Source organism: Streptomyces nidicola (genome assembly GCF_050106155.1).
Taxonomy (GTDB): domain Bacteria; phylum Actinomycetota; class Actinomycetes; order Streptomycetales; family Streptomycetaceae; genus Streptomyces.
This window is the reverse complement of sequence record NZ_JBNBPI010000001.1, coordinates 8,404,963-8,417,130: the sequence shown is the minus strand read 5'-3', so window position 1 is coordinate 8,417,130 and position 12,168 is coordinate 8,404,963. Positions and strand designations below refer to the sequence as shown.

General features: G+C 71.2%; 10 protein-coding genes. 9 read left to right on the top strand and 1 reads right to left on the bottom strand.

The window, feature by feature from the left end; translation table 11 throughout:
* Nucleotides 1-11 precede the first annotated feature (11 nt).
* Together ACOKM3_RS38025 and ACOKM3_RS38020 are read left to right on the top strand one after the other, a co-directional pair.
* A complete protein-coding gene (locus tag ACOKM3_RS38025) occupies nt 12-1,241 on the top strand; it encodes a PucR family transcriptional regulator (RefSeq protein WP_426905819.1) in 1,230 nt (409 codons plus the stop codon).
* 103 nt (nt 1,242-1,344) lie between these two features.
* The gene (locus ACOKM3_RS38020) at nt 1,345-4,119 is read left to right on the top strand and encodes a beta-N-acetylglucosaminidase domain-containing protein (protein WP_426905818.1); all 2,775 of its coding nucleotides are present in this window, start codon (nt 1,345-1,347) and stop codon (nt 4,117-4,119) included.
* Nucleotides 4,120-4,200: 81 nt separating this feature from the next.
* Here the strand turns inward: ACOKM3_RS38020 and ACOKM3_RS38015 are convergent, their stop codons facing one another.
* On the bottom strand, nt 4,201-5,160 hold the full coding sequence (locus ACOKM3_RS38015; RefSeq protein WP_426905817.1) for an ABC transporter substrate-binding protein: 960 nt from the start codon (nt 5,158-5,160) through the stop codon (nt 4,201-4,203).
* Nucleotides 5,161-5,745: 585 nt separating this feature from the next.
* Between ACOKM3_RS38015 and ACOKM3_RS38010 the strand changes: the two genes are divergently transcribed.
* From ACOKM3_RS38010 to ACOKM3_RS37980, 7 genes are all read left to right on the top strand, one after another.
* Nucleotides 5,746-6,750 carry an amino acid ABC transporter permease gene (locus ACOKM3_RS38010; RefSeq protein WP_426905816.1) on the top strand — a complete coding sequence of 335 codons (1,005 nt, stop codon included), beginning with the start codon at nt 5,746-5,748 and terminating at the stop codon, nt 6,748-6,750.
* 282 nt (nt 6,751-7,032) lie between these two features.
* Complete coding sequence (locus ACOKM3_RS38005; protein WP_426905815.1) at nt 7,033-7,632, top strand: winged helix-turn-helix domain-containing protein; 600 nt, start codon at nt 7,033-7,035, stop codon at nt 7,630-7,632.
* A gap of 13 nt (nt 7,633-7,645) precedes the next feature.
* Entirely contained in the window at nt 7,646-8,875 is a 1,230-nt protein-coding gene (locus ACOKM3_RS38000; protein ID WP_426905814.1) for an acyl-CoA dehydrogenase family protein, read from the top strand.
* Between the two features lie 156 nt (nt 8,876-9,031).
* A complete protein-coding gene (locus ACOKM3_RS37995; RefSeq protein ID WP_323179740.1) occupies nt 9,032-9,133 on the top strand; it encodes a putative leader peptide in 102 nt (33 codons plus the stop codon).
* 133 nt (nt 9,134-9,266) lie between these two features.
* A complete protein-coding gene (locus ACOKM3_RS37990) occupies nt 9,267-10,373 on the top strand; it encodes an ABC transporter substrate-binding protein (protein WP_426905813.1) in 1,107 nt (368 codons plus the stop codon).
* A 56-nt stretch (nt 10,374-10,429) separates the two neighbouring features.
* Nucleotides 10,430-11,227: an ABC transporter ATP-binding protein gene (locus tag ACOKM3_RS37985; protein ID WP_426905812.1), complete on the top strand. Its 798-nt coding sequence runs from the start codon at nt 10,430-10,432 to the stop codon at nt 11,225-11,227.
* Entirely contained in the window at nt 11,214-12,152 is a 939-nt protein-coding gene (locus ACOKM3_RS37980) for an ABC transporter permease (protein WP_426905811.1), read from the top strand. The genes ACOKM3_RS37985 and ACOKM3_RS37980 overlap by 14 nt, the downstream gene beginning before the upstream one ends.
* Nucleotides 12,153-12,168 lie beyond the last annotated feature (16 nt).

The window sequence follows — 12,168 nt, the reverse complement described above, 5'->3', positions numbered from 1 at the left end:
CCTCCTGTGACATGTCACAAGGGCTGTGGGACAGGCTGGAGCGGCGGATACCGGCGGTGGCCGACCGCATCATGCGTCGGTACGTGGACGGATCCCCGCACTACCAGGGCGTCGTGACCGAGCATCTGCACCGTCATATGGCGCACACCTGCCGCGAGGGAGCCCGGCTCTACGTCCGCATGGCACGGGAGTTGCGTGAGCCGCGCGACGAGGAGCTGCGGCTGTTCCGCGAGCGCGCCCACGCGCGGGGCGCGGAGGGGCTGCCGGCCGCGCACTTCATGGAGGCGTACCACCTGTGCGCCGAGGAGATCTGGCACGAACTGACGCAGGTCGCCGACGGTGAACTGCCGCCGGAGGCGGGCGCGGTGCTGCTGCGCTGGCTGCGCCATGTGACGCGCGAGGCGCTCGACGCACACCAGCAGGAGTTCCAGGCCTCACGCAGCGAGGAGCGCGAGGCCAGGCGGGCGACGGTGCGGGCGCTGGTGGCGGGCGAACGGGCCACCGAGTCGGCCGCGCGTTTCGGCATCCGGCTCGCCGACTCCTACGCGGTACTCGCGCTGCGGTTCGCCGCGGACCCCTCGGAGTCCATCGGGGACGCGCTCGGGCGCCGCCTCGCCGGCCGCCGCAAGGTGCACCGGCTCACCGACGAACTACTGCGCGCCTTCAGTGAGGACGCCGGCGCCGCGGACCTCCTGGCCGCCCTCGACCCGGACGGCGGGCTCGTCCTCGTCCCCACGGATCCCGACCCCACGGATCCCGACCGCTCGGACCAGGGTCCGCGGACGGCACGCGCCGCGCTGCGACGTGTCCGGCAGGCCACGGGCATCGACCTGACCGCCGGCTTCGCGTACGCGGGTGACCACGCCGGGATCCCGTCCGCTGCCGCGCAGGCCCGCCGGCTGCTCCCCCTCGCCGCGGCCCCCGGCGAGGTGGCCGTGCTCGGCGACCATCTCTTCGCCTACCACCTGCGCCACGAGAGCGAGGCGGCCCCGCATCTGCGCTCCCTCGTGGAGCGGCTGCGCACCGAGCCGGACCTGCTGACGACGGTCGGCGCCTACTTCGCGAACGACTTCAACCGGCGGCAGACCGCGCAGCAGCTCCACGTCCACCCGAACACGATCGACAACCGCCTGTCCCGCGTCGACGCGCTCACCGGGGTCAACCCGCGTACCGCACAAGGCCTGTTGGTGCTCGGCGCCGCGATGGGGGTCGGCGGAGCCGAGCAGCATCGCGATGCGTGAAACTGCTTGAACTCCCGCCTCTTCACGCAACATTGACACTGCATCACCAAGGTGGTCTAGTCCGCTACAGCATGTTGCATGTGCCCACCGTGGAGGTTCACTCATGTTCCGCCCGAAGCACAGATCGCACGTATTGCACAGGTCGCACAGGTCGCACAGGACCGGCGGATCCCGCAGGACCGACAGACCGCGCAGGACGCCGCTCATCGCCGTCCTCGCCGTGGCGGCCCTGGCCGCCGCTCCCCTGGCATTCGGCTCGGGCCCGGCCGCCGCCGGACCGGGGTCCGGGTCCGATGACGGCGCGCCCGCCATCACCCCGGCCCCGCACAGCGAGCGGCAACGCTCCGACCGGGTCACCATCACCCCCGCCGTCACGGTCGTCACCGGCGCGAAGTCCGACCCGGCCGCCGTGCGGCTGACCACCGCCGCGCTGAAGGCGGCCGGCGCCCGGGATCTCACCACCACGCGGAAGGCTCCCGCGGGCTCCGGTTCGCTGGCGGTCTACGTCGGCGGGCCGTCCGAGAACCCGGCCTCGGCGGGCGCACTCGACGCCCTGCGCACCGAAGGGCCTGCCGGGCTCGCCGCCGAGGGATACGTCCTCGCCATGGGCGGCAAGGGTGCTGGCCGCATCGTGCTGTCCGGCGCCGATCCGACCGGGACGTACTACGCGGCGCAGTCGCTGCGCCAGGTGCTGCCGCACCGCAAGGCTCCCGGCGCCACCGTGCGCGGACTGGCCGTGCGCGACTGGCCGGCGACGCCGGTGCGCGGTGTCATCGAGGGCTTCTACGGCACCCCGTGGTCGCACGAGGCCCGCCTGGATCAGCTCGACTACTACGGCGAGCACAAGATGAACATCTACGTGTACTCGCCGAAGGACGACCCGTATCTACGAGCCAAGTGGCGCGACCCGTACCCGGCCGAACAGCTCGACCAGATCGAGGAGTTGGTGGACCGGGCGCGCGCGAACCACGTCGAGTTCACCTACGCCCTCTCCCCCGGCCTGAGCGTCTGTTACAGCTCCGACGACGATCTCAAGGCCCTCACCGACAAGTTCCGGACGCTGTGGGACATCGGGGTGCGGCAGTTCGCGGTGCCGCTGGACGACATCAGCTACACCGACTGGAACTGCGACGCGGACAAGGCGAAGTGGGGCACCGGCGGCGGCGCTGCCGGTCAGGCCCAGGCGTATCTGCTCAACCGGGTCAACCAGCAGTTCATCAAGACCCATGACGGCGCCCTGCCGCTGCAAATGGTGCCGACGGAGTACTACAACACCACCTCCACGCCGTACAAGACGGCGATCGCCGGGCAGCTCGACAAGGATGTGCTCGTCGAGTGGACGGGCGAGGGTGTCGTGGCGCCGACGATGACGGTGGCCCAGGCGAAGCGCGCCAAGGCGGTCTTCGGGCACGCGATCCTGACCTGGGACAACTATCCCGTCAACGACTTCGCCACCGGGCGGCTGTTCCTCGGCCCGTTCAGCGGACGCGAGAAGGGGCTTGCCGAGGAGCTGGCCGGGATCACCGCCAACCCGATGATCCAGCCGTACGCCTCGAAGCTCGCCCTGCACACCGTCGCCGACTACACGTGGAACGACTCGGCGTACGATCCCGACACCTCCTACCGCGCCGCCGTCGAGGAGGCGGCCGGCGGGAACGCCAAGGTGGCGCGGGCGCTGCGGGCGTTCACTGACGTCAACCACAGCTCGCGGATGGACTCCGTGGAGGCGCCTGAGCTGTCGAAGCTGATGAAGGGGTACTGGGACGGTTCCGTCCCGGCGTCCCGGCTGACGGCGGCGTTCGCGACGCTGCGGGACGCGCCGGCGACGATTCGCGACGGCGTCGAGAAGGGCTTCGTCGAGGACTCCGGGCCGTGGCTGGACTCAGCGGAGGCGTGGGGCACGGCCGGGGTCGCGGCGGTGCGGATGCTGGAGGAACAGCGCGCCGGGCACGCCGACGCGGCCTGGACGCTCCGTCAGCGGCTGCCCGACCTGGTCGCGAAGGCGAAGTCGTACCGGTACACCGACCTCAATGGCAACAAGGTGCCGGTGGTCGTCGGCGAGGGTGTGCTCGAACCGTTCTTCGCGAAGGTGCGGGACACGTCCAACAAGGATCTCGGCCTGCCGCCGCAGCCGACCGGCACGACGAAGCTGCCGGTCTACAACGGCAACACGGCGGACCGGATGACCGACGGCGACGACTCCACGTACTTCTGGAGCAGCCGGGCGCCGAAGACGGGCGAGGGTGTCGGTGTCGACCTGGGCGGCGAGCAGCCGCTCGGTTCGGTGACGGTGGCCATGGGCAAGTCCGGCAGCACCGAGGACTACCTGCACAAGGGTGTCCTCGAGTACTCCTCGGACGGCACGACCTGGCATGCGCTGGGCGCGGAGTTCAGCGGGAGGGCGACGTGGACGGCGGACGCGCCGAGCGGCACGACCGCCCGGTACGTGCGCGCCCGCGCCAGCGCCGACCAGACGAACTGGCTGGTCGTCCGCGAGTTCACGGTGGCGCGCACGGACCGCCCGACGGTGAGCGGCGGCCCGGCCGCGACGGAGGGCAGCAGCCTTGCCGCGGCGGCGGACGGCCTCCCCGAGAGCACCTACCGCGCCGCCTCCGCCCCGGCCTCGGACGACGCCCTCACCGTGACGTACCCGGCTCCGCGCGCCGTGTCCTCGGTGACGGTGCTGCGCCCGGACGACGCGACGTCGTCGAAGGCACGGGTGCAGGCGCGCGTCGACGGCACGTGGCAGGACCTCGGCCCGCTCGACGGCTCCGTCACCACCCTGCCCACGCCCGCCGGGACGAGCGCGGACGCGGTGCGGCTGGTGTGGGGTGCCGGCTCGACGGCTCCGGTGCTGAGCGAGGTGATCGCCAAGTAGGCGCGGGGTCGAGAACTGCCCGGGCGTGGACGGCCGTTGCGGGTCTTCCGCACCCGGGCAGGCGTGTCTTGCCCCCCGTTGTCACGTGTGCTCGGGCGGGTTGATGCGTGACGTCTCGATCGCGGACTCGGATGTGCCCCACTTCTTGAGGATCCGCTCGTACGTCCCGTCCTTGATCAGCTCGTTGACGGCGGCCTGGAAGGCCTTGGTGAGCCGGGAGTCCTTCTTGAAGGCGAAGCCGACGTCGAGTCGGTGGAACTCGCCGAGGAAGGTGGTCCGGGAGGCGGACTTGCTCGCCTGGTGGCGCAGGCCGTTGATGGTCGACATGATCACGTCGATGCGGCCCTGCTGGAGCGCGGTGAGGGTGGCGCCGTTGTCGGAGAAGACCTGCACGTCGTACGGCTTCTTGCCGGCCTTGGTGCAGCGCGCCTTCTCCGCGTCGAGGGTCGCCTCGAACGTGGTGCCCGCGCCGACGCCGATGTTCCGGCCGCAGAGCTGCGCGAGGTTGGTGATCTTCTTGCCGAACGAGGTGTCGCCCGTCTTGACCGCGAAGCCCTGGCCGTCGTTGATGTAGGTGACGAAGTCGATGGTCTTCAGGCGCTCGCCGGTGACACCGAAGTTGCCGGTGCCGAGGTCGTACTTGCCGCTCTCCAGGGCCGGGAGGATCGTCTCGAACGAGGCGTCCTGGCGCCGGAGTTGGATGCCGAGCACCTTGGCCGCGGCGTCGGCGAGGTCGATGTCCTGGCCCACGGGCTTCTTGCCGGTGCCGTTCGGGTAGTACGCGGCGGGCGGGCCGCCGGTCGAGCTGCCGATGCGCAGCGTGCCCTTCTTGCGGACGTCGGCGGGCAGCAGCTTGGCGGCGGAGTCCACCTTGCGGACGGCGGCGACCGGGTTGCCGCTCGGCGCGGCGGCCGCCTGCGCACCCGCTCCGGCCGCGCCGTCGGTGTCGGTGTCTCCCGAGCCGCAGGCGGTCAGCGCGAGGAGCGGCAGCAGGACGAGGGCGGCGAGCCGCGATCGGGTTCTGGTCCCGGGCAGGTTCACGGGTCGGGAGCCTTTCAGGTGTGCGAGCAGTGCCGAACGGTGCGCGGGGCACCGGAGGCATGTCGAATGACGGCCCGTCGGCGAGCAGGGCGACGGGCCGGGGCAGGTGTGACGACGTCGAGCATCGTGAGGTGTCACGGGAAGTCGTGAGCAGTCACGAGAAGTCGTGAAGGGAGGACTCGCGGCAGCGCGCGTCAGTAAAAGAGGGCTCGGCCCGCGACGGGGTCACCGAGGGAGGGAAGGGCCGGTCAGAGGGCCCGCTGCCGCGTCAGGCGCAACACGCCGCGGACCACACCCGACCGAAGTCGATGTGGTCACGCGAGACCAAGCGCTGGGCAGTCATGCGGACAATTGAGCAGCACATCGAGCTGTTCGTCAAGCCGCGCCGAGCCGGTGTCCGGATGGCGGATGTCCTCGACTCGGCCGCGTCCGGGCGCTGTTGACACATCCTCGTGGCGGGCGCATACGATCGACGGTGGACCGGCCCCGCAGTGCGCGGTGACCACTCCGGCCGCGTTGAGGGACGTGGCGCATGTGACGACGCGATCTCACCCCTGCCCGCGATTCCCTCCCCGGAGAGCCCCGATGACCACCACGTCGTCCTACGTAGAACCCTCCCCCGCCGCACCGCCCGAGGAGCCGGCGAGCGCCCCCGCCCGGCCCCGGATCGTGCCTCGCCGACACCTCGGACGCTGGGCGTCCGCCGCGGTCGCCCTGCTCGTCTTCGCGATGGTGCTGAACTCCGTGGTCCGCAACGACGCCTTCCAGTGGGAGGTGGTGGGCCACTACTTCACCACCTCCGCGGTGCTCGACGGGCTGCTCCTGACGGTGTGGCTGACCGCCGCCGTGATGGTGCTCGGATTCCTGCTCGGCACCGTCCTCGCGACGATGCGACTGTCCGCCAACCCGGTCCTGCGCACGCTGAGTTGGGGCTACGTGTGGATCTTCCGGTCCACGCCGCTCCTGGTACAGCTGCTGTTCTGGTTCAACATCGGCACTCTGTATCCCACACTCGGGCTCGGTATCCCGTTCGGCCCGGAGTTCATCACGGTCAAGACGGTGAACCTGTTCGGCCCGACCCTCACCGCCCTGATCGGCCTGACGCTGCACGAGACCGCGTACGCCGCCGAGGTGGTGCGCGGCGGCATCCTCTCCGTGGACTCCGGGCAGACCCTGGCCGCCCAGGCGCTCGGCCTGAGCAGGCGCCGCACGCTGCGCCGGATCGTCGTCCCGCAGGCGATGCGCTCGATCGTGCCGACCGCGGGGAACATGCTGATCGGCACGCTGAAGGGCACGAGCATCGTCAGCGTGCTCGCCGTGCACGACCTGCTGTACTCGGCGCAGCTCATCTACAACCAGACGTACCAGGTCATCCCGCTGCTCATGGTCGCCACGCTCTGGTACATCGCGGTCACCAGCGTGCTCAGCGTGGGGCAGTACTACGTCGAGCGGCACTACGCGCGGGGCGACTCGCGGACGCTGCCGCCCACTCCGCTGCAACGGCTCCGCGGTCGACTCACCACCGTGCGCGCCTGGTTGAGCAAGGTGACGGCGGCCGACGCGCGCCCCGTGATCCGCGGCGAGCGGTGAGCTGCGCCACACCTTCCCCACTTTCCCTACCGAATTACTAGGAAATCCTTGACCGGGCCCGCTCGGGCACACAGGATGGTGCACATGTCCCGTAAGCAGCAGCGACTCGTTCGTCGTCGGCATGTCGACTTTGGTCACGTCGTCAGCGCCGCGTGCTGTCGCGCGTAAGGCACCCGGCCCACCGGCCGGATCGTGCCGCTCCGCACGCCAATTACCAGGCCACCAGGGCACGTTCATCCACAGCGCGCCGGTGACCCGACACACCGACGAGGGACAACCGCCATGACCACGGCACCGCAGACCCGGACCACCCACGCCACCGCGCCACCCTCCGACGCCCGCCACCTCAGCCTCGTCCGCGACACCCCGCAGGGCGCCGCCGGCGGGCGGACCTCCGTACCGATGGTCGGATATCTGCTGCTCGTCCCCGAGGGCACCGACCCCGCCGAGCTCTTCGCCGAGGGCAGGCCCCGGCCCGAGATCCGGCCGGTGGACCCCGCGGACGCGATCCCCGTCCCGCCGCCGGCCGCCCCGCGGCCCACGGACGACGACACCATCCGCATCGACCCGGTGCGGCACGTGGCCGAGCTGGAGGGTCGTGAACTCGACCTCACCTACCTGGAGTTCGCGCTCCTCGCACACCTCGTCAAGCGGCCGCACCACGTGCTGACGCGCGAGCTGCTGGTGACCGCCGTCTGGGGTTACGACCACGTCGGCGACGGCCGCACCGTGGACGTCCACATCGCCCGACTGCGCCGCAAGCTGGGCAGGGCCCACCGCGGGCGGATCGTCACCGTACGACGCGTGGGATACAAGTACGTCCCCGAGCAGCGCCCCGACCGGCAGGAGAGCTCCGGCTCCGCCCCCTGCCACCGACCTTGAGGAGATCCCCGTGATGGGCCCTGCCACCGCACCGCCCCGCACCACCTCGGCACACGACCGGACCGGCTCCGAGCAGCCGTACTGGCTGCGGGTGGCCCGTGAAGTGGCGGACGACCTGGCCACGGACGCGGTCGCCAGGGAGCAGGCGGGCAAGGCCCCCGTCGACGAGGTGTCCCGGCTGCGCGAGGCGGGGCTGCTGACGCCCCCGGCGTCGACCGAGGCCGACGGGGGCGGCGGCGACTGGGCGGCCGCCCTCGCCGTCGTCCGCGAGATCGCCGCGGCGGACGGCGCGATCGGCCAACTGCTGGGCTGTCACTACTTCTTGGCGGGCAGCGCCCGGTTCTTCGCCGGGCCCGCGCTCGCCGCGCAGATCGAGGAGCGGTCCGCGGCCGGGCAGTGGTGCTGGGGCGGCGGGTTCGCCCGCCAGGAACCCGCGCTGACACTGACCAGGGGCTCCGGCGGTCTTGTGCTCAACGGGCGGCAGGACTACACCACGGGGGTCCTGGCCGCCGACCGGCTCGCCGTCCGGGCCGTGCGGGCGGACACGGGCGCGCCGCTCGCCGTCGTGGTGGACGCCGACCGTCCCGGTGTCGTGATCGACGCCGCCGCGGACACCTTCGGCCGGCGGCTCGCGGCCGGCGGCAGCGTGGAGTTCGACGATGTGCCGGTCGCCGCCGACGAGGTGCTCGGCCCGCTCTCCGCGGACGAGGACTTCCTGCCGCCGCGCACGGCGCTTGCGTCGCCCGTCGCCCACCTCGTCTCCGTGCAGGTCCTGCTGGGTACGGCCGAGGGGACGCTCGCCGAGGCCCGCGAGTACAGCAGGACGGGCCAGACGCCCCTGCATCCGGCGTGGCCGGTCGGCAGCCCGCACGACCCGCAGGTGCTGACCACCTACGGGGAGCTCACCGTCCTCATCCGCTCCGCGTCGGCGCTCGCCGACCAGGCGCTGGGAGCCGTACAGGAGGCGCTGGCGCTCGGCGACGAGCTCGCCTATGACGAGTACGCGGAGGTCGCCGCCCTCGTGACCATGGCGGAAACCGCCGCGTCGCGGGCCGCCCAGGAGTCCACGACCCGGGCCCTGGACATCGTCGGCCCACGGGCCGCCTCCGGACTTCTCGGCTTCGACCGCTTCTGGCGCAACGCCCGCACCCACACCCTGTACGAGCCGCTCGGGCACCAACTCCGCGACATCGGCGACTACTTCCTCAACGGCGCGCAGCCTCCGTTCGCCCTGCCCGCCTGAGGGTTTCCGCGGGTTCTCACAGCGTTCCCGAACTGCGCGTTCTCGGAATATGAGACTCGTACGTCCATATGATGAACACCCTCTTGGGGTGAGCGCTTCCTTCTGCCACGATCCCTATCTGTCAGGTAGGAAAACTGGGGAAGTCAGGGGGTGGCCATGCGTACGCTCAGCCGCGCGGACCTGTCGCGCCTCCTGCTGACCTCGCGCCGCCACATCGACCTCGGCCGCACGTCCAGCGCCATCTGTCGGGCCGCCTGAGCCGTCCTTGTCCGCCGGGCCGCCCGAGGCCGCCCCTGGACGACGGCCCCCGGGCCTGCCACATGCCGGCCCTCGGCCCCACGGCGCCCCGCGCGCCTCCCCTGAAGCACTCATTCCCCGAGAGGACACCTCCGTGTCTGCCGCACGCCCCCGCACCACCCTGCGCACCCTCGCCGCCGTAGCAGCGCTCCCGCTCCTGCTGACCGCGTGCGGCTACGGGTCCCAGTCGAACGACAGCGGCGACCAGGCCAAGGCCGCGTCGGGCGCCAAGAAGCTCTCCGCCGACTCGGTGAAGATCGGCTACTTCCCCAACCTGACGCACGGCACCGCCCTGGTGGGCGTCCAGAAGGGCCTGTTCCAGAAGGAACTCGGCGGCACCGAGATCAAGCCGTCGACGTTCAACGCGGGCCCCTCCGAGATCGAGGCGCTGAACGCCGGGTCCATCGACATCGGCTGGATCGGCCCCTCCCCCTCCATCAACGGCTACACCAAGTCCCAGGGCAAGTCCCTGCGGATCATCGGCGGTTCGGCCTCCGGCGGCGTCAAGCTGGTCGTGAACCCGAAGAAGATCAAGTCCCTGGACGACCTCAAGGGCAAGAAGATCGCCACACCCCAGTTCGGCAACACGCAGGACGTCGCGTTCCTCAACTGGATCGCGGAGAAGGGCTGGAAGGTCGACGCCCAGAGCGGCAAGGGCGATGTCTCCGTCGTCCGCACGGACAACAAGATCACGCCCGACGCCTACAAGTCCGGCTCCATCGACGGCGCCTGGGTGCCCGAGCCCACCGCTTCCAAGCTCGTCGCCGAGGGCGGCAGGACCATCCTCGACGAGGCCGACCTGTGGCCCGACAAGAAGTTCGTGATCACGAACATCATCGTGTCGCAGAAGTTCCTCAAGGAGCACCCGGACGTCGTCGAGGCCGTGCTGCGCGGCTCCGTGAAGACCAACAAGTGGATCAACGCCAACCCGGAGAAGGCCAAGGCCTCCGCCAACGCTGCGCTGCAGAAGCTCTCGGGCAAGGCGCTGCCGGCCAACGTCATCGACCCGGCCTGGAAGTCCATCGACTTCCTCGACGACCCGCTGGCCTCGACCCTCGACTCCGAGGCGAAGCACGCGGTGAAGTCCGGACTCCTCGAGCAGCCCGACCTCAAGGGCATCTACGACCTGAAGCCGCTCAACAAGGTCCTCAAGGCCGAGGGCGAGAACGAGGTCGACGACGCCGGCCTCGGCGCCAAGTAACAACCCATCGGACCGGGCACGTCGACGAGTTGACGAACCCTCAGGAGGTGACGCCCATGGCCACCACGACAACCAAGCCGGCCGAGGCCGTCGAGACGGTGACACACGCAGCGCGTATCGAGCACGTCTCGAAGTCCTTCCCCGCACCGGGCACGCCCGGCGGACAGCAGCTCGTCCTGGACGACATCACACTCGATGTCGCGCCGGGTGAGTTCGTCACCCTCCTGGGGGCCTCGGGCTGCGGAAAGTCCACGCTGCTCAACCTGGCCGCGGGCCTCGACCTGCCGTCCGCCGGCTCCATCGCCACGGACGGCAGGCCCGCCCTGATGTTCCAGGAGCACGCGCTGTTCCCGTGGCTGACCGCCGGCAAGAACATCGAGCTGGCGCTGAAGCTGCGCGGGGTCGCCGCGCAGGAGCGGCGCGCCGAGGCGGAGCGGCTGCTCGACCTCGTGCGCCTGAGCGGCGCGCACGGCAAGCGGGTGCACCAACTGTCCGGCGGCATGCGCCAGCGCGTGGCCCTCGCCCGCGCGCTGGCCCAGGACAGCCGGCTGCTGCTGATGGACGAGCCGTTCGCCGCGCTCGACGCGATCACGCGCGACGTGCTGCACGACGAGCTCACCCGCATCTGGCAGGAGACGGGTGTGTCGGTGCTGTTCGTGACGCACAACGTGCGCGAGGCGGTGCGCCTGGCCGAGCGCGTCGTCCTGCTGTCGTCCCGCCCCGGCCGTGTCGCCCGGGAATGGACGGTCGACCTGCCGCGACCGCGGCGCCTGGAGGACACCTCCGTCGCCGAACTGTCCGCCGAGATCACCGAAGAACTGCGTGGGGAGATCCGCCGCCATGGCCGCCACTGACCACACCGTCACCCTCGACGAGGAGGCGAAGAAGGACGGCTCCCCGGCCCCCGGCGAGCCCCGGCGCCCGGGCGATCTGGCGGGCCTGGAGGCCGGGCTCGACGCGCTGGACTCGGTGCAGCACGTCCGTACGCCGCTGCGCGAGACACTGCGCCGCAAGGTGCTGCCGCCCCTCACCGCGGTCGCGGTGGTGCTGGTGGTCTGGCAGATCCTGGTGTGGGCGGGGGTCGTCCCCGACTACAAGCTGCCCTCGCCCGCCGACGTGTGGGACGAGGTGCGCACGGCCTGGCTCCAGGGCACGCTCCTCGACTCCATCTGGACGTCCGTGTCACGCGGCCTGTTCGGCTTCCTGCTCGCCCTCGCCATCGGCACACCGCTCGGCCTGCTGGTGGCCCGCGTACGGTTCGTGCGCTCGGCCATCGGCCCGATCCTGTCGGGTCTGCAGTCCCTGCCGTCCGTGGCGTGGGTGCCGCCCGCCGTGATCTGGCTGGGCCTCAACGACTCGATGATGTACGCCGTGATCCTGCTCGGCGCGGTCCCCTCCATCGCCAACGGCCTCGTCGCGGGCGTCGACCAGATCCCGCCGCTGTACCTGCGCGCCGGACGGACCCTGGGCGCGACCGGGCTGCGCGGGGCGTGGCACATCGTGATGCCGGGCGCGCTGCCCGGGTATCTCGCCGGGCTCAAGCAGGGCTGGGCCTTCTCGTGGCGCTCCCTGATGGCCGCCGAGATCATCGCCTCGTCACCCGATCTCGGCGTGGGCCTCGGCCAGTTGCTGGAGAACGGCCGCAACAACAGCAGCATGTCGCAGGTGTTCCTGGCCATCCTCCTGATCCTCCTGGTCGGCATCGCCATCGACCTGCTGATCTTCAGCCCGCTGGAGCGCCGGGTGCTGCGGGGGCGGGGGCTGCTGACCTCCCGCTGACATGACCGGCGGCTGC

Bases quoted from the DNA above. Each gene is read 5' to 3' on its own strand.
- ACOKM3_RS38025 (WP_426905819.1), top strand. From the start codon at position 12: ATGTCACAAGGGCTGTGGGACAGGCTGGAGCGGCGGATACCGGCGGTG.
- ACOKM3_RS38020 (WP_426905818.1), top strand. From the start codon at position 1,345: ATGTTCCGCCCGAAGCACAGATCGCACGTATTGCACAGGTCGCACAGG.
- ACOKM3_RS38010 (WP_426905816.1), top strand. From the start codon at position 5,746: ATGACCACCACGTCGTCCTACGTAGAACCCTCCCCCGCCGCACCGCCC.
- ACOKM3_RS38005 (WP_426905815.1), top strand. From the start codon at position 7,033: ATGACCACGGCACCGCAGACCCGGACCACCCACGCCACCGCGCCACCC.
- ACOKM3_RS38000 (WP_426905814.1), top strand. From the start codon at position 7,646: ATGGGCCCTGCCACCGCACCGCCCCGCACCACCTCGGCACACGACCGG.
- ACOKM3_RS37995 (WP_323179740.1), top strand. From the start codon at position 9,032: ATGCGTACGCTCAGCCGCGCGGACCTGTCGCGCCTCCTGCTGACCTCG.
- ACOKM3_RS37985 (WP_426905812.1), top strand. From the start codon at position 10,430: ATGGCCACCACGACAACCAAGCCGGCCGAGGCCGTCGAGACGGTGACA.
- ACOKM3_RS37980 (WP_426905811.1), top strand. From the start codon at position 11,214: ATGGCCGCCACTGACCACACCGTCACCCTCGACGAGGAGGCGAAGAAG.